The sequence below is a fragment of the Streptomyces sp. NPDC047853 genome, assembly GCF_043204535.1.
Classification (GTDB): Bacteria; Actinomycetota; Actinomycetes; order Streptomycetales; family Streptomycetaceae; genus Streptomyces.
Genome location: NZ_JBIDCI010000014.1, coordinates 159,216 through 176,195 on the forward strand (window position 1 = coordinate 159,216; position 16,980 = coordinate 176,195).

14 protein-coding genes are annotated in these 16,980 nt (G+C 72.4%); 10 read left to right on the forward strand and 4 right to left on the reverse strand.

The genetic code is table 11. From position 1 onward, the window contains the following. Positions 1–196: 196 nt before the first annotated feature. Entirely contained in the window at positions 197–1,399 is a 1,203-nt protein-coding gene (locus ACGF5T_RS25330) for a cysteine desulfurase-like protein (RefSeq protein WP_366767547.1), read from the forward strand. Positions 1,400–1,453: 54 nt separating this feature from the next. Here ACGF5T_RS25330 and yicI read toward each other — a convergent pair whose 3' ends face one another. Next, positions 1,454–3,724, reverse strand: coding sequence for an alpha-xylosidase (gene yicI / locus ACGF5T_RS25335; RefSeq protein WP_366767548.1), 2,271 nt, complete (start codon positions 3,722–3,724; stop codon positions 1,454–1,456). A 284-nt stretch (positions 3,725–4,008) separates the two neighbouring features. Between yicI and ACGF5T_RS25340 the strand changes: the two genes are divergently transcribed. The 4 genes from ACGF5T_RS25340 to ACGF5T_RS25355 all read left to right on the forward strand — a co-directional run bounded on the left by ACGF5T_RS25340 (position 4,009) and on the right by ACGF5T_RS25355 (position 8,577). After that, on the forward strand, positions 4,009–5,295 hold the full coding sequence (locus tag ACGF5T_RS25340) for a sugar ABC transporter substrate-binding protein (protein ID WP_361010440.1): 1,287 nt from the start codon (positions 4,009–4,011) through the stop codon (positions 5,293–5,295). 12 nt (positions 5,296–5,307) lie between these two features. Then, positions 5,308–6,261, forward strand: coding sequence for a sugar ABC transporter permease (locus ACGF5T_RS25345; RefSeq protein ID WP_356606734.1), 954 nt, complete (start codon positions 5,308–5,310; stop codon positions 6,259–6,261). Between the two features lie 5 nt (positions 6,262–6,266). Beyond that, a complete protein-coding gene (locus ACGF5T_RS25350) occupies positions 6,267–7,094 on the forward strand; it encodes a carbohydrate ABC transporter permease (RefSeq protein ID WP_366767549.1) in 828 nt (275 codons plus the stop codon). 103 nt (positions 7,095–7,197) lie between these two features. Beyond that, complete coding sequence (locus ACGF5T_RS25355; RefSeq protein ID WP_356606730.1) at positions 7,198–8,577, forward strand: GH1 family beta-glucosidase; 1,380 nt, start codon at positions 7,198–7,200, stop codon at positions 8,575–8,577. A 112-nt stretch (positions 8,578–8,689) separates the two neighbouring features. Here the strand turns inward: ACGF5T_RS25355 and ACGF5T_RS25360 are convergent, their stop codons facing one another. After that, positions 8,690–9,931, reverse strand: coding sequence for an ROK family protein (locus tag ACGF5T_RS25360; protein ID WP_361010432.1), 1,242 nt, complete (start codon positions 9,929–9,931; stop codon positions 8,690–8,692). Positions 9,932–10,070: 139 nt separating this feature from the next. Here ACGF5T_RS25360 and ACGF5T_RS25365 point away from each other — a divergent pair, with 139 nt between their 5' ends. From ACGF5T_RS25365 to ACGF5T_RS25375, 3 genes are all read left to right on the forward strand, one after another. Continuing rightward, entirely contained in the window at positions 10,071–11,243 is a 1,173-nt protein-coding gene (locus ACGF5T_RS25365) for an MFS transporter (RefSeq protein WP_366767550.1), read from the forward strand. Positions 11,244–11,379: 136 nt separating this feature from the next. Further along, the gene (locus ACGF5T_RS25370; protein ID WP_366767551.1) at positions 11,380–12,114 is read left to right on the forward strand and encodes a maleylpyruvate isomerase family mycothiol-dependent enzyme; all 735 of its coding nucleotides are present in this window, start codon (positions 11,380–11,382) and stop codon (positions 12,112–12,114) included. A 47-nt stretch (positions 12,115–12,161) separates the two neighbouring features. After that, positions 12,162–12,446 carry a DUF6332 family protein gene (locus ACGF5T_RS25375; protein ID WP_356606722.1) on the forward strand — a complete coding sequence of 95 codons (285 nt, stop codon included), beginning with the start codon at positions 12,162–12,164 and terminating at the stop codon, positions 12,444–12,446. Positions 12,447–12,627: 181 nt separating this feature from the next. Here the strand turns inward: ACGF5T_RS25375 and ACGF5T_RS25380 are convergent, their stop codons facing one another. Further along, the gene (locus tag ACGF5T_RS25380; RefSeq protein WP_356606720.1) at positions 12,628–13,344 is read right to left on the reverse strand and encodes a TetR/AcrR family transcriptional regulator; all 717 of its coding nucleotides are present in this window, start codon (positions 13,342–13,344) and stop codon (positions 12,628–12,630) included. A gap of 270 nt (positions 13,345–13,614) precedes the next feature. On the opposite strand from ACGF5T_RS25380, the gene ACGF5T_RS25385 reads away from it, so the two are divergent. Beyond that, complete coding sequence (locus ACGF5T_RS25385) at positions 13,615–14,067, forward strand: nitroreductase family deazaflavin-dependent oxidoreductase (protein ID WP_356606718.1); 453 nt, start codon at positions 13,615–13,617, stop codon at positions 14,065–14,067. Here the strand turns inward: ACGF5T_RS25385 and ACGF5T_RS25390 are convergent. After that, on the reverse strand, positions 14,057–15,409 hold the full coding sequence (locus ACGF5T_RS25390) for a geranylgeranyl reductase family protein (protein ID WP_361010420.1): 1,353 nt from the start codon (positions 15,407–15,409) through the stop codon (positions 14,057–14,059). The two genes, ACGF5T_RS25385 and ACGF5T_RS25390, sit on opposite strands and share 11 nt — an antisense overlap. 145 nt (positions 15,410–15,554) lie before the next feature. On the opposite strand from ACGF5T_RS25390, the gene ACGF5T_RS25395 reads away from it, so the two are divergent. Continuing rightward, positions 15,555–16,910: a dipeptidase gene (locus ACGF5T_RS25395; protein WP_366767552.1), complete on the forward strand. Its 1,356-nt coding sequence runs from the start codon at positions 15,555–15,557 to the stop codon at positions 16,908–16,910. Positions 16,911–16,980 lie beyond the last annotated feature (70 nt).

Consider the following 16,980-nt stretch of genomic DNA (forward strand, 5'->3'; position numbering starts at 1 on the left):
CCCTTTCGCGGTGCCGGGCCGACGACGCCCCGCCCGCCCCTGTCGCCGACCCGACGGGGGCTGCGATCATGTGCCCGGAGTCGCGGGTACGGCCCGCGGCCCCGCCGCACGACGTACCCGCCGCCCCGGCCGAAGGACCGCACCGCCCGCCCCGCCTCCCCCACCCGCCCGGCCCCCGTGTCCCTGGAGTTGAGCCATGGCCCTCGACGTCGCCGCGATCCGCGCGCACGTGCCCGCCCTGAAGTCCGGTACCGCGCGGTTCGACGCGCCGGGCGGCACGCAGACGCCGCAGCCGGTGATCGACGCGATCGCGGCGGCGCTGACCCTCCCGCTCGCCAACCGGGGCCGGAACACCGAGGGCGAACGCAACGCGGACCGGATCGTCACCGAGGCACGCGCCGCCCTGGCCGACCTCCTGGGCACTACGCCGGGCACGGTGGTCTTCGGGCGCAGCGCCACCCAGCTCGTCTACGACCTGTCCCGGGCGCTGGCCAAGGACTGGGCGCCGGGCGACGAGGTGGTGGTCACCCGGCTCGACCACGACTCCAACATCCGGCCCTGGGTGCAGGCGGCGGAGGCGGCCGGGGCGACCGTGCGGTGGGCGGACTTCGACCCGGCCACGGGCGAGCTGCGGCCCGAGCACGTCGAGGCGGTGCTCGGGCCGCGCACCAGGCTGGTCGCGGTCACCGCCGCGTCCAACCTGATCGGGACCATCCCCGACCTGCCGGCCCTCTCCTCCCTCGCGCACGCGGCCGGAGCGCTCTTCCACGTCGACGCGGTGCACTACGCCTCGCACGCCGTGGTGGACCTGGCGGCGATCGGCGCGGACACCCTGGTCTGCTCGCCGTACAAGTTCCTCGGGCCGCACCTGGGCGTGCTCACCGGCCGGGCGGAGCTGCTGGAGTCGCTGCGGCCGGACAAACTGCTGCCGTCCGCCGACACCGTGCCCGAACGGTTCGAGCTGGGCACGCTGCCCTACGAGTCGCTGGCCGGGGCGCGGGCCGCGGTGGACTTCCTCGCGGAACTCGACCCGCGGGCCCGGGGCTCCCGCCGGGACCGCCTGGTGGCCTCCTTCGCGGCGCTGGAGTCCCACGAGGACGCGCTGCGCGAACGGATCGAGCGAGGACTGGCGGACCTCGGCGGGATCACCGTGTTCTCGCGCGCGGCCCGGCGCACGCCGACCCTGCTGTTCACCGTGGCGGGGCTGCGCCCGGCCGACGTGTACCGGCAGCTCGCCGAGGCGGCGGTCGACGCGCCCGCCGGTTCCTTCTACGCGGTGGAGGCGGCACGCCGGCTGGGTCTCGGTGACGCGGGCGGCGTACGGGTCGGGCTCGCGCCGTACACCAGCGCGGAGGACGTGGACCGGCTCCTGACGGCGCTGGGCGCCCTGCGGCGCTGAGCTGCGCGTGCGGCGGAGCGACACGCCGTCCGCGTGCCGCTGCGCCGCCCGGCCTCACACCAGCGGCACCGCGACCTCCCCGCTGCCCCGCTCACTCGCCCCGCCCGCGACCCGCACGGTGAAGGGCCGGTCGGTGCCGTTCGCGGTGACCCGCAGGGCGTCGCCGTCCCGCCGGACCCGGAAGGTCGCGGCCGGTGTGCCCAGCAGGTCGGGCACGGTGACCTCGGCGACGTAGCCGGGCGAGGCGGGCGGGTGGACCAGCAGCGTCGGCTCGTCCAGCCAGTCCCCGTCGGGGCGCCGGTCGTCGGAGGCCAGGGGCAGGACGGCACCCTCGCGGACGTACAGCGGCAGGCTGTCGTAGCCGTGGCGCTCGGTGCGCCAGGCCGGGCCGGTGACGCGCTCGCCGGACAGCAGGTGCGTCCAGGTCCCTTCGGGGAGGTAGACCTCGACCTCTCCGTCCTCGGTGAAGACCGGGGCGACCAGGAGGTCGGGGCCGAGCATGTACTGGCGGTCCAGCGTCCGGCAGCCCGGGTCGTGCGGGTACTCCAGGACCATCGGCCGCATCATCGGCACGCCGGTGCGGTGGGCCTCGGCGGCGACGCCGTAGAGGTAGGGCATCAGGCGGTGCTTGAGGAGGGTGAAGCGGCGGGCGACGTCGACCGCCTCCTCGCCGAACTCCCACGGCACCCGGTACGACGAGGAGCCGTGCAGCCGGCTGTGCGAGGAGAGCAGACCGAAGGCGAGCCAGCGTTTGAAGACCGCCGGGTCGGGCGTCCCCTCGAAGCCGCCGATGTCGTGGCTCCAGAAGCCGAAGCCGCTCAGCGACAGGGACAGACCGCCCCGGAGCGACTCGGACATCGCCTCGAACGACGACCAGCAGTCGCCGCCCCAGTGGACCGGGTACTGCTGGCCGCCCGCGGTCGCGGAACGGGCGAAGAGGACGGCCTCGCCCTGTCCGCGCTCCTTCTCCAGCAGTTCGAAGACGGTGCGGTTGAAGAGGTGGGTGTAGTAGTTGTGCATCCGCTCGGGGTCGGAGCCGTCGTGCCAGACGACGTCGGTCGGGATCCGCTCGCCGAAGTCGGTCTTGAAGCAGTCCACGCCCTGGTCGAGCAGCGGCTTGAGCTTCCCGGAGAACCAGTCGCGGGCCGCGGGGCTGGTGAAGTCGACCAGGCCCATCCCGGCCTGCCACAGGTCCCACTGCCAGACGTCGCCGTCCGGCCGGCGCACCAGGTGTCCGAGGGCGGCGGCCTCCTCGAAGAGGGGGGACTTCTGGGCGATGTAGGGGTTGATCCAGACGCTGACCTTCAGGCCCTTGGCCTTGAGCCGGGCGAGCATGCCGTCCGGGTCCGGGAAGACGTCCGGGTCCCACCGGAAGTCGCACCACTGGTACTCGCGCATCCAGAAGCAGTCGAAGTGGAAGACGGTCAGCGGGATGCCCCGCTCGGCCATGCCGTCGACGAACTTCGTCACCGTCTCCTCGTCGTAGGAGGTGGTGAAGGACGTGGTGAGCCAGAGGCCGAAGGACCAGGCGGGCGGCAGGGCGGGACGGCCGGTGAGGGCGGTGTAGCGGGCGAGGACGTCCTTCGGCGTGGGGCCGGCGACGACGTAGTACTCCAGCGTCTGGTCCTCGACGCTGAACTGCACCTGGCCGACGGACTCGGAGCCGATCTCGAAGGAGACGGCACCGGGGTGGTTGACGAAGACGCCGTAGCCCCGGGAGGAGAGGTAGAACGGGATGTTCTTGTAGGCCTGCTCGCTGCTGGTGCCGCCGTCGGCCTGCCAGATGTCGACGACCTGGCCGTTCTTCACGAACGGGGTGAAGCGCTCGCCGAGGCCGTAGACCTGCTCGCCGACGCCGAGGGCGAGCCGGCTCAGCATGTGGTGGGCGCCGTCGCCGGTGGTGGCGAACGCGGTGCCCTTGGCGTTCGCACGGGTCAGTTCGCGGCCGTCCGCGTCGTGGAAGACGAGGCCGAAGGGGCCCTCGCGGTCCAGGCGGAGGGTGAGCGGGCCGCTGGTCAGCTCGGTGACCGTGCCGTCCTCGCGCACCGTCCCGGCACCGTCCGCCGCGCCCGCGAGGGCGAAGTCGGGGCCCGGACGGCGCTTGCCGGCGTGGTGGGTGACGCGGACGCCGATGACGCCCTCGGCGGGAGAGAAACACTCGACCGTGAGGAGCGGCGCGTTGAGCGTGTCCCCCCTCCGCGTCACCTTCTTCACGGCGGCATGGGCGGTGAAGCGCTTCGATTCGGGGCGCACATCGCGTACCTCGGTCGCGTACGAGAGATGCACGCCCTCACGGATGAGCCAGAAGCCGTCGGTGAACTTCATGATCTTCCTCGGGTGGGGCGGGAGCTGTCGGATGGGGAGCACGGGGGCCGTCTCACAGCATTTTGATCGTACACAAAACAAAACCGGCAGCCGAGCCCTCTGCACCGACTTCACCGTTCTGATCAGGCAGGATCACCGACAAGAACAGGTCCCTCACCCCACGGAGCGGAGAGACCGGGGCCACTTTCCTCTAGCGCGACAGCAGGTCCTTGACGTATTAGTCATCCCATCAAACAAAACGGTCCGGCAGGGAAGCCGGACGGTACGACAGCAAGGGCCGCACCATGTCGAAGCGCTTCACTTCGCTCGCCTTGACAGCACACCCTCCTGCCGCCAGGCACCGCGGGCGAGGACCCTCACGCCGCGTCGTCGCCCCGTTCGCCGCCGTCTCCGTGCTGGTCGCCGGGGTGGCGCTCACCGGCTGCGGACAGCAGCGCGACGCCGATGTGTACACCGTGCTGAACTCCTCGACCGACGAGTCCTACCACCGCTGGGACGCGGAGGCGATGGCCCGGTGCGGGGAGCGGCTGGGCGTCACCATCGAGCAGCAGAGCGTGCCGGCCGCCCAGGTGATGACCAAGGCACTGCGGATGGCGTCGTCCAAGTCGCTCCCCGACGTCGTGCAGTTCGACGCCTCCGAGATGCCGACCTTCGCCGACGCGGGCGGGCTGGTCGACCTGAGGTCCCTGGGGCTGAGCACCGACGACATCCCCGAGGGCATCGTCGACTTCGGCTCGTACGAGGGCACGTACTACGGCGCGGCCCGGTCGGTGAACACCCTGGCGCTGTTCTACAACAAGGACGTCCTCGACGAGGCGGGTGTGGAGGTCCCCGCCACCTGGGCCGAGCTGCGCGAGACCGCGAAGCAGCTCACCCGGGGCAAGCAGTACGGCCTGGCGCTGAGCGCGGGCGGCGCGGAGGACGGGGTCTTCCAGTTCACGCCGTTCATGTGGTCCAACGGCGGTGACGAGACCGACCTCGACAGTCCGCAGGTGGTCGAGGCCCTCGACTACTGGAAGGACCTGCTCAAGGACCGTTCGCTGTCGAAGTCGACGGTCAACTGGACGCAGGCGGACGTCAACGACCAGTTCATGGCCGGCAACGCGGCGATGATGATCAACGGGCCGTGGCAGGTGGAGACCCTCAACGCCCAGAAGTCGCTGCACTGGGGCATCGCCCCCATCCCCGTGCCCGAGGCCGGCGAGGACTCGGTGGGCCCGCTGGGCGGCGCCGTGCTCACCGTCCCGAACACCGGTGACGAGGCGCGCGAGAAGACCGCCGGGAAGATCGTCGCCTGTCTGTCCAGCGAGAAGGAGCAGCTGACCTACGCGCTCAACAGCTGGATGGTCCCGGCCAACGCCGAGGCCGCCGAGGTCTGGCGCGAGCGGGTGCCGGAACTGGACTCCCTCGCCGACCAGGTGGCCGTCGCCCGCTCCCGGACGGCGCAGCTCGGCGCCGGCTGGTCGAGCGTCTCGCTCGCCCTGCAGAGCGCCTTCCAGTCCGCCCTGACCGGCCAGTCCAGTGAGACCGCCCTGAAGCGCGCCCAGCAGCGGGCCACGAGCGGGAACTGAGGTACGCGCCCCATGACCACGTCCACCGTCACCGCACAGACGCCCGCGAAGGCGTCCGCGCCGGCCGCCGCGCCGGACCCCGCCCGCGCCGCCCGCCGGCGCCGGCTCACCCAGTGGGGGTTCGTCGCCCCCGCCGTCGTCTTCATGCTGCTGTTCTTCGGCTACCCGCTCGTCCGCAACGTCGTGATGAGTTTCCAGCACTACACGCCGGAGACCTTCTTCACCGGCGAGGCGCCCTTCAACGGCGCCGACAACTGGTCCAACGTGTTTCAGGACGCCCTGTTCGGCAAGGCGCTGTGGCACACCCTCGTCTTCACCGCGGGCTCGCTGCTCGGGCAGTTCTGCATCGGGATGGCACTCGCGGTGTTCTTCAGCCGCCGCTTCCCGCTGAACGGCGTGCTGCGCTCGCTGATCCTGCTGCCGTGGCTGGTGCCCATGGTGGTGTCCGGCATCGTCTGGCGGCGCATCCTCGACCAGGACACGGGCGTGCTGAACTCCTTCCTGGACACCCTCGGCATCGGCGGGAGCACACCCTGGCTGACCAGCCCCGAGATGGCGTTGGTCTCCGTGATCCTGGTCAACATCTGGATCGGCATCCCGTTCAACATGGTGATCCTGTACGGCGGCCTCCAGGAGATCCCGAAGGAGCTGCACGAGGCGGCGGCACTGGACGGCGCCTCGGCGTGGCGGACCTTCCGGTCGGTCACCCTGCCGGTGCTCAAGCCCGTCATCACGGTCGTGCTCGTGCTCGGCTTCATGTCGACGGTCAAGATCCTCGACCTGATCCTCGCCCTGACCGACGGCGGCCCGGCCGACGCCACCCAGACGCTGGGCACGCTCACGTACCAGAACTCGTTCGTGCAGCTCGACTTCGGCGCCGGCGCCGTCGTCGGCAACGTACTCATCCTGATCTCCGCCGTGTTCGCGGTGTTCTACCTGCGGGCCAACCGCACCGAGGGGAAGTGACGTCCATGGCCGCCCACACGCCCACCGCCTCCCGGCGCCGCTGGGGTTCCACCGTCGCCGGCGTTCTCGTCCTCGGCGTGATGCTGTTCCCGCTGTACTGGATGCTCAACACCGCGCTCCAGCCCGAGTCGGGGCTGCTCGAGGTCGACCCGGTCCCGGGCACCCTGGACCTGTCCGGCTTCTCCAAGGCCGTCAGCGACCAGGGAGGGCACCTGCTGACCTCGCTGGCCGTCTCGCTCGGCGCGGTCGCCATCTGCCTGGCGGTCTCGGCGCCGGCGGCGTACGGGCTGGCGCGGTTCGGGCTGCGCGGCTCGCGCACGATCGTGTTCGGCACGCTGATCACCCAGATGGTGCCGGGCATCGTGATCGCCAACGCGCTTTACAGCTCGTACGTCGACCTGGGCCTGGTCAACTCGTACTTCGGCCTGATGCTGGCGGACGCCTCGCTGGGCATCCCGTTCTCCATCGTGCTGATGCGCTCCTTCATGGTGTCGATCCCGGGCGAGGTGATCGAGGCCGCGCAGATCGACGGTGCCGGGCCGGTGCGGACGTTCACCCGGGTCGTGCTGCCGATGAGCCGCAACTCGCTGATCACGTCCGGGCTGTTCGCGTTCCTGTTCGCGTGGAGCGACTTCATGTTCGCGCTCACCCTGAACACGACCGACGAGGTGAAGCCCATCACGCTGGGTATCTACCAGTACATCGGCGCGCACGTCGGTGACTGGGGCTCGGTGATGGCCGCGTCCGTGCTCTCCGCGGTGCCCGCGGCGATCCTGCTCGTCCTCGCCCAGAAGTACATCGCCGCCGGGATCACCGGCGGTTCCGTCAAGTGACCCCCGTACACGCCGCACACGCCACACGCGCCGTACACCTCGTTCACCCCGTACACCCCGTACACGCCGTACACCCCGTTCACATGGAGATGAGCCGCACAGCATGAGTGAGTACCCCAGCTTCCCGCCCGGCTTCGTGCTCGGCGCCGCGACCGCCTCGTACCAGATCGAGGGCGCGGCGCGGGAGGACGGCCGCGGACCGTCGATCTGGGACACCTACAGCCACACGCCCGGCCTGGTGGCGAACGGTGACACCGGCGACGTGGCCTGCGACCACTACCACCGCTACCGGGAGGACGTGGCGCTGCTGCGCGACCTGGGCGTGGACTCCTACCGCTTCTCGATCGCCTGGCCGCGCATCGTGCCGGAGGGTTCGGGGGCGGTGAACCGGAAGGGCCTGGACTTCTACTCCCGCCTGGTCGACGAACTGCTCGCGGCGGGCATCGAACCCGCCGCCACCCTCTACCACTGGGACCTGCCGCAGGCCCTGGAGGACCGGGGCGGCTGGCGGGTGCGGGAGACGGCGGAGCGGTTCGCCGAGTACACCGCCGTGGTCGCGGAGCACCTGGGCGACCGGGTGCCGCGCTGGATCACCCTCAACGAGCCGTGGTGCAGTTCCTTCCTCGGCTACTCCATCGGCCGGCACGCCCCCGGTGCCAAGGAGGGCCGCGGTGCGCTGGCCGCCGCGCACCACCTGCTGGTCGGGCACGGTCTGGCCGTGCGGGCGCTGCGCGCGGCCGGGGTGCGCGAGGTCGGCATCACGCTCAACCTGGACCGCAACCTGCCGGCCACCGACTCCCCCGCCGACCTGGCGGCCGTGGTCCGCGCCGACACCCAGCACAACCTGGTGTGGACCGAGCCGATCCTGGCGGGCCGCTACCCGGCCACCGAGGAGGAGACCTGGGGCGAGCTGATCACCGGCGCGGACTTCCGGCTCGACGGCGACCTGGAGCTGATCTCCCGGCCGCTGGACTTCCTCGGCGTCAACTACTACCGCCCGATCGTGGTCGCCGGCGCCCCGCACCGCGAGAGCGACCCGGCGCGGCGGGTGGCGACCGACAACCGCTACGAGGAGGTACGACTGCCCGGCGTCCGGGAGACGGCGATGGGCTGGCCGGTCGTCCCGGACAGTTTCACCGACCTGCTGGTGCGCCTGAAGAAGCAGTACGGTGACGCGCTGCCGCCGATCCACATCACGGAGAACGGCTCGGCGGAGGACGACGCGCCCGCGGCCGACGGCGCGGTGCACGACGCCGACCGCGTCGCCTACCTGCGCGACCACCTCCGCGCGCTGCGGGCGGCGATGGACGCGGGCGTGGACGTGCGCGGGTACTACGTGTGGTCGCTGCTGGACAACTTCGAGTGGGCGTACGGCTACGACAAGCGCTTCGGCATCGTCCGGGTCGACTACGACACCCAGGAGCGCACGCCGAAGGACAGCTACCGCTGGTACCGGGAGATGATCGCCGCCAACCGCGGATGACGTGCCGTACCGCGCGGGGGCCACCGGACGGCCCCCGCGTCGGTGCGCCGCGCGCACCGCGTACGCCCCCACGTCACGTCGGTCCGTCTGGCGCTCCGCGGCCGCCTCCCGCTCAGTCCGCCTCGCGCTCCGCGTACGCCGCCGGGTCGGCCAGCACCTCACGCACGATCACGCCGGCCGCGCCCCGGGCCGCGTCGCCCAGGGACGAGGAGGCCCGCAGCCGCTTCCCGTCCTCGGTCCACAGCCCGGACACGACGCGGAGCGCGAGTTCCCGGTCGACGGCGGGCGCGAGCCAGTCCATCAGCTCGCGGTAGACACCGCCGAGCATCACCGCGTCGGGGTCGAAGAGGTTCACCGCGCCGGACACCACGACGCCCAGTCGGCGTCCGGCCCCCTCGATCGCCGCCAGCGCGGCCGCATCGCCCCGCCGGGCGCGGCGTTCGAGTTCGGCGACGCCCTGCACGCCGGCGTCGGCGTCGAGGCCCGCGGCCTTCAGCAGCGCGGCCTGTCCGGCGTACTGCTCCAGGCAGCCGCGGGCCCCGCACCGGCACAGCGGCCCGTCCGGGTCGACGACCATGTGCCCGATCTCCCCGGCGAACCCGTGCGCACCGCGCAGCAACTCGCCCCGGAGCACCAGCGCGCCGCCGACACCGATCTCACCGGTCAGGTACAGGAAGCTGCGCACGCCCTCGGTGCCCGCGCCGAACCACAGCTCGGCGAGGGCGGCGGCGTTGGCCTCGTTGTCGGAACTGACCGGCAGCGGCCGGTGGGCAGGGCGCAGCGCGAGCAGGGCGTGGGCGAAGAGGCCCTCCACGGCGACCCGCTGCCAGCCGAGGTTGGGGGCCTGACGCACGGTGCCGCCGGTGACCAGACCGGGCAGCGCCACATGGGCGCCGACCGGCGCCAGGTCCTGCTCGGCCGCCGAGCCGATGGCGCGCGCCGCCAGCCGCGCCGCGCGGGCCAGTACGTCGGCGGGCTGCGCCCCGCGGTTGTCGAAGTGCTCCACGAGCCGCACCCGGTCGGTCCCGGCCAGGTCGACGACGCACACGGCGATGTAGTCGATGTTGACCTCGACCCCGAGACCCGCGGGACCCGACCGGGACACCTTCAGGACGGTGCCGGGCCGGCCCGCCTGACCACTGCTGGTCTTGCCCCACTCCGAGACGAAGCCGTACTCCAGCAACTGCTCGACCAGGGACGACACCGCCGCGCGGGTGAGCCCGACCTGCGTGGCGACCCCTGCCCGGGTCACCTCCCCCGCGTCGTGCACGGCTCTCAGGACCAGACTGAGGTTGTGCCGTCTGACCGAGGCCTTGTCGGCCTTCGGGCCCAGGGGGGTGAGGTTGTTCTTCATGGTGGTGTCGAGCGTATGCGACACCCGGCGCCGGGTCGCGCCCCCCTACGACGGGTCGGCGACGCCCTTGCCGACGTCCCGTCCCCGACCCTAGCCTGCCTTTGTGCCGCAAATAAACAAAGCCCGATCGCACAACGCCGTGCCGGGTCCTCGCGACGACCTCACCCGCCTCCGCATCGCCCTGACCGCCTTCTTCGCCCTCGACGGCTTCGTCTTCGCCGGCTGGGTCGTGCGGATCCCCGCCATCAAGGAGCAGACCGGCGCCTCGGCCAGCGCCCTGGGGCTGGCGCTGCTCGGTGTCTCCGCCGGTGCCGTCGTCACCATGACCCTCACCGGGCGGCTGTGCCGCCGCTACGGCAGCCACCCCGTCACCGTCGCGTGCGCGGTCCTGCTCTGCCTCAGCATCGCCCTGCCCCCGCTCACCCACTCCGCCCCGGCCCTCGGCGCCGTCCTGCTGGTGTTCGGCAGCGCCTACGGCGGGATCAACGTCGCCTTCAACAGCGCCGCCGTCGACCTGGTGGCGGTGCTGCGGCGTCCGATCATGCCGAGCTTCCACGCGGCCTTCAGCCTCGGCGGCATGGTCGGCGCCGGGCTCGGCGGACTCGTCGCCGGGTCGCTGTCCCCGCTGCGGCACCTGCTCGGTCTCACCGCGATCGGCCTGCTCGTCACCCTGTTCGCGGGCCGTGCCCTGCTGCGCTGCGCACCCGCCGCGCCGCCGGACCGCAAGGCCGAGGACGACGACGCCCCACGCCGCTTGGACGGCCGTACCCGCCGCCTCGTCATCACCTTCGGCCTGATCGCCCTCTGCACGGCCTACGGCGAGGGCGCCATGGCCGACTGGGGTGCCCTGCACCTGGAGCAGGACCTCGACGCGTCGCCGGGCATGGCGGCGGCCGGCTACTCCTGCTTCGCGCTCGCCATGACCGTGGGCCGACTGACCGGCACCACGCTGCTGGAGCGGCTCGGCCGCACCACGACGGTGGTGGCGGGCGGGACGACCGCCGTGGCCGGCATGCTCCTCGGCTCGCTCGCCCCCTCACTGTGGGCCGCGCTGTTCGGCTTCGCGATCACCGGACTCGGGCTCGCCAACATCTTTCCCGTAGCGGTGGAACGGGCAGGCGCGCTGGGCGGCCCCACCGGCGTCGCGACGGCGTCCACCCTCGGCTACAGCGGGATGCTGCTCGGGCCGCCCGCCATCGGTTTCATGGCCGACTGGTTCTCCCTGCCGGCCGCGCTCACCAGCGTGGCGGCGCTCGCGGCGGTGGCGGTGCTGGTGGCCGTCGCCACCCGGCGTGCGGCGGCGCCCGACTGAGGGGGCGCCCGCGTCCCTCGCCGAGCGGGGCGATCGTGTCCCCCGGTCTGAGCGAAGGCGATCGTCTCCCGGGCTTCTCGATCACCCGGTCCGGCGGTCTCCCTTCGAGGTCACTCCATCCGGCACACTCACCGTCATGGAGACCACCGCGTTCGTCGAAGTCCTGCGCCGCGAGGGCGACCTGCTGGCCGCCTCCGCCGAACTCGCCGGCCCCGACGCCACGGTGCCGACCTGCCCCGGCTGGCAGGTGCGGGACCTGCTCCGGCACACGGGCATGGTGCACCGCTGGGCGACAGCGTTCGTCGCCGAGGGCCACACCGGCCCGCGGCGCGACGGCGGCCTGCCCGACCTCGACGGCGGCGCCCTCCTGGCCTGGTTCCGGGAAGGGCACGGACGGCTCGTCGGCACCCTCGCCGACGCCTCGCCCGACGTGGACTGCTGGCACTTCCTGCCCGCGCCGTCGCCCCTGGCGTTCTGGGCCCGGCGGCAGGCGCACGAGACGACCGTGCACCGCATCGACGCCGAGTCGGCCAGGGGCGGCGACCCCACCCCCGTGGGCGTGGAGCTGGCGGTGGACGGCATCGACGAGTTGCTGCGCGGCTTCCACGCCCGACCGAAGAGCGCCGTGCGCACCGAGGTACCCCGCACACTGCGGATGCGGGCGACGGACTCGCCCGGTGCCGTGTGGACCGTCCGGCTGTCGACGCGGATACCGGTGACGGAGCGCGGGGACACCGGGGACGCCGACTGCGAAGTGACCGGGCCGGCCGCGCGCCTCTACCCCGCACTGTGGAACCGCTGCCCGTTCCCCGAGGTGACCGGCGACGCCTCCCTCGCCGCGTTGTGGCGTGAGAAGTCGTGCGTGGTCTGAGACAGGGCCCGACCGCCGGAGACGGACGCTTTCGGGAGACTGCCCGCATGGACACCCACGGGGAACGGCGTACGCAGGGCGAACGGGACGCGATCACGATCGAGATCGGATACGCGCTGTGCAGCGCGGTGTTCGCGGCGGCGGTGCTGTTCGGAGCCGTGGCAGGACCGGCGTACCTCTTCGGTCCGCCCCCGGGTGTCCGGAGCCTGCTCGTCGGCTCGGGCACGGTGCTGGCCGTCGTGGTGTTCCTCGCCCGCGTGGTGAGCGTGCTCGTCCGGTTCGACCGGGGGAGCCGGCCCGGCCGACCCGGCCCCACCAGCCCTGACTCGTAGGCCTGGGAGACCAGTTACCGCCCGGGCACCCACGCCGTGAAGCGTGTCGGGACGACCTCGCCGGGCTCGTGCGTGGGCGGGGGCCGCGCTCTGCGCTGAGGTCACGTCGTCGACGTCCCCCGCACCCCGTCCCCCGTCCCCCGTCCAGTCCTACGCCTCTACTGCCGGCGCGGGGCCTTCCTCAACCCGACGGGAAGACCAGCCCCACGGCGTGGGCCAGCCGCTCCGCCGCGTGGCGGAAGAACGCCTCCCGGTCCTCGACGACCCGGTTGAACTGCCCGAACACCTCGAAGCCGACCAGCCCGAACAGCTCGGCCCAGGCCGCCACGAACGCCGTCACCGTCTCCGGCGGAAGGTCGGGGGCGAGGTCCGCGGCCATGCGGTGGGCTTCGGGGCGCAGCTCGGCGGGCAGCGGAGGCTTGGCCAGGCCCGGCCCCCGGTACGCGTCGCGCACGATGCCCATGAACACGTAGGCCACCCGGGAGGCTGCGGGAACGGTGTCCGTCGGCGCACTGTAACCGGGCACCGGCGAACCGTAGATCAACGCATACTCGTGCGGATGCGCCAGCGCCCAGGTGCGCACCGCCTCGCACACCGCGGTCCAGCGGCGGGTGTGCCCGGCGTCGGCCACCGCGTCGTGTGCCGCCTCGGCGGCCTCGCCCAGCGAGTTGTAGGCGTCGATGATGAGGGCGGTCAGGAGGTCGTCGCGACTCGGGAAGTAGCGATAGAGGGCGGATGATGCCATGCCCAGTTCGCGGGCCACTGCCCGCAGCGAGAGCTTGGCGGCACCCTCGGCCGCGAGTTGTGCGCGCGCCGCGTCCTTGATGGCGGCGGTGACCTCGATACGGGCGCGGGCGCGAACGCCCTGTGCAGTGCTGCCCTGTGCGGTGCTGCTCATACGGTCCAGTGTTCCACAGAGCCGGAGCAGTGCACACAAACGAGAGCGCTGCGCGCATACAAGAGCGGTGCGCACGGTTGGGAACGGCGTGCACAGTTGAGAGCAGCGCACCCATCCAAGAGCGGCGCACACAAGCGAGAGCGCCGCTCTTGCTTTTCCATGACGACAGCGCGCACACTGGAAGCAGTCAGAGAGCAGTGCTCACAAAAGAGAGCGACGCTCTTGGCGTCGGGGCGAGCCCTCGGCGCCCAAGCGACCTGGGGGTCACCGATGTCGTCAGCGACGTACTACCGCAAGGGCAGCAAGGCCAACGTCCGGTTCAACAGCGTCATCGGCTGGCTGGCCCGGCACGGTCTCAGCCTCGCCGGCGCCGCCGAGATGTCCGTCCGCGGCCGCAAGAGCGGACAGATGCAGCGCGTCCCCGTGAACCCGCACACTCACGGCGACGAGCAGTACCTCGTCTCCGCCCGCGGTCACTCCCAGTGGGTCCGCAACATGCGCGTCGCCGGGGGCGGGGAACTGCGCGTCGGGCGCAAGGTCCGCTCCTTTACCGCGGTGGAGCTTCCCGACGCCGAGAAACTCCCGATCCTGCGGACCTACCTGGAGAAGTGGGGCTGGGAAGTGAACCAGTACTTCCAGGGCGTCACCGCCACGTCCTCCGACGAGGAGATCGCCGCGGCCGCCGCGGACCATCCCGTCTTCCGGATCGAGGTCAGCCGCTGACCTCGTCGCCCGCGGCACCCGCACCCTCCGGACCGCGACCCGGAGCCACCGCGCCGCCCGCTGCCTCCGCACCGCCCGCGCCGCTCGCACCGCCCGCTGAGTCCGCGGAGCCCGCGGACTCCGCGGCAGCCGCGGGGCGCCGGTCGATCGCCGCCAGCGCCCGCTGTGCCAGCGGGTGGCTGCGGACCAGTTCGCCCAGCGAGGTCGAGCCCTGCGTGATGTCCCTGAACGCCTTCCACGCCGGACGGAAACCGGTCAGGGCGGCGTGGAAGAGGCCGGGCCGGCGCTCGAACACCGCCAGCATCCGCTTGCCCACGCTCATCTCGACGCCGAGCCCGGCCTTGATCGCGAAGGCGTAGTTCAGGGCCTGCTTCCGTGCGTCCACGGCGTCGTGCGCCTCGGAGATCCGCACCGCCCACTCCCCCGCGAGCCGCCCCGAGCGCAACGCGAACGAGATGCCCTCCCGCGTCCACGGTTCCAGCAGCCCCGCCGCGTCCCCGCAGACCAGGACCCGGCCGCGGGACAGCGGCGAGTCGTCGGCACGGCAGCGCGTCAGGTGACCGGAGGAGATGCTCGGCTCGAAACCGGCGAGGCCGAGCCGGCCGACGAAGTCCTCCAGGTACCGCTTGGTCGCCGCGCCCTCGCCGCGCGCCGAGATGACCCCGACCGTCAGCGTGTCGCCCTTGGGGAAGACCCAGCCGTAACTGCCGGGCATCGGCCCCCAGTCGATGAGCACCCGCCCCTTCCAGTCCTCGGCGACGGTCTCCGGCACCGGGATCTCCGCCTCCAGGCCGAGGTCGACCTGGTCGAGCTTCACCCCGACGTGCGCCCCTATGCGGCTGGCGCTGCCGTCGGCGCCGACGACCGCCCGCGCGAGGACCGTCTCGCCGCCCTGGAGGACGACGGCGACCGTGCGCCGGTCCGGAACCGCCGACCCGTGCTGCTCCACCCGTGTGACCGTCGCCCCGGTGCGCAGCTCGGCGCCCGCCTTCTGGGCGTGCTCGACGAGTTGCTGGTCGAACTCGGGCCGGTTGATGAGCCCGAACAGCATCTGCCGGGAGCGCCGGGTCCGGGTGAACCGCCCGTTGTTCGAGAACGTCACCGCGTGCACCCGGTCCCGGAAGGGCAGCTCGAAGCCGGGCGGCAGGGTGTCGCGCGAAGGACCGATGATGCCGCCGCCGCACGTCTTGTAGCGGGGCAGCTCCGCCTTCTCCAGCAACAGCACGCGCCGCCCCGCGACCGCCGCCGCGTAGGCGGCCGAGGCCCCCGCCGGTCCCGCGCCCACCACGACGACGTCCCAGACCTGACGCGCGTCGTCCGCCGAAGAGTTCTCGCTGCTCACGATGGTCTACTGCTCCGATCAAACCGCATGCCGCACCTGACCCCCGCATCCTACGGCGGGCATCGCCGCAGGCCACTGTGGGAGGATCGGGCCCATCAATCCAAGTACTCCTTGGTACAACGTCGCACCCACAAGGAGCGTGCCCATGTCGTCGAATCCGGTCGCCGAGACCGTCTCCGCCCTGATGCCGAGGGCGAAGGAGGAACTCGCCGCGCTGGTGGCCTTCAAGTCGGTGGCGGACTTCGACCAGTTCCCGCGGAGCGAGAGCGTGGGTGCGGCCGAGTGGATAGCCACCGCACTGCGCGCCGAGGGCTTCCAGGACGTGGACCTGCTCGACACGCCGGACGGCACGCAGTCGGTCTACGGGTATCTGCCCGGCCCCGAGGGCGCGAAGACGGTGCTGCTCTACGCCCACTACGACGTGCAGCCGCCCCTGGACGAGGCCGGCTGGGTCACCCCTCCCTTCGAGCTGACCGAGCGCGACGGCCGCTGGTACGGGCGCGGCGCCGCCGACTGCAAGGGCGGTGTGCTGATGCATCTGCTCGCGCTGCGCGCGCTGAAGGCGAACGGCGGCGTGCCGGTGCACGTCAAGGTCATCGCCGAGGGCTCGGAGGAGCAGGGCACGGGCGGCCTGGAGCGGTACGCCGAGCAGCACCCCGAGTTGCTCGCCGCGGACACCATCGTCATCGGCGACGCGGGCAACTTCCGGGTCGGGCTGCCGACGGTCACCTCGACGCTGCGCGGCATGACCCTGGTCCGGGTGAAGGTCGACACGCTCGAAGGCAACCTGCACTCGGGGCAGTTCGGCGGCGCGGCCCCCGACGCGCTGGCCGCCCTGATCCGCGCCCTGGACTCGCTGCGCGCCGAGGACGGTTCGACGACCGTCGACGGTCTGGCAGCGGACAGCGGGTGGGAGGGTCTGGAGTACGACGAGGAGCAGTTCCGCCGGGACGCCCGGGTGCTCGACGGCGTGGGACTGATCGGCTCCGGTTCGGTCGCCGACCGGATCTGGGCGCGGCCCGCCGTCACGGTGCTCGGCATCGACTGCCCGCCGGTCGTCGGCGCCACCCCGTCGGTCCAGGCGAGCGCCCGCGCGCTGGTCAGCCTGCGGGTGCCGCCGGGCGTGGACGCCGCCGAGGCCACCAAGCTGCTCCAGGCCCATCTGGAGGCGCACACGCCGTGGGGCGCCCGGGTCGGTGTCGAACAGATCGGTCAGGGCCAGCCGTTCCGCGCCGACACCACCAGCCCCGCCTACCAGGCCATGGCGGACGCGATGGCGGCGGCGTTCCCGGGGCAGGAGATGCAGTACGCCGGTCAGGGCGGCTCCATCCCGCTGTGCAACACCCTGGCCTCGCTGTATCCGCGGGCGGAGATCCTGCTGATCGGGCTGAGCGAGCCGGAGGCGCAGATCCACGCCGTGAACGAGAGCGTGTCCCCCGAGGAGCTGGAGCGACTGTCGGTGGCGGAGGCGCTGTTCCTGCGCAACTACGCGGCGAGCTGAGTACGCCCCTCCTCCCGCGCGCCTGCACGGCGAGCTGAGCCCGCCCTGGTCGCGCTCGAGCCGCTCGGGA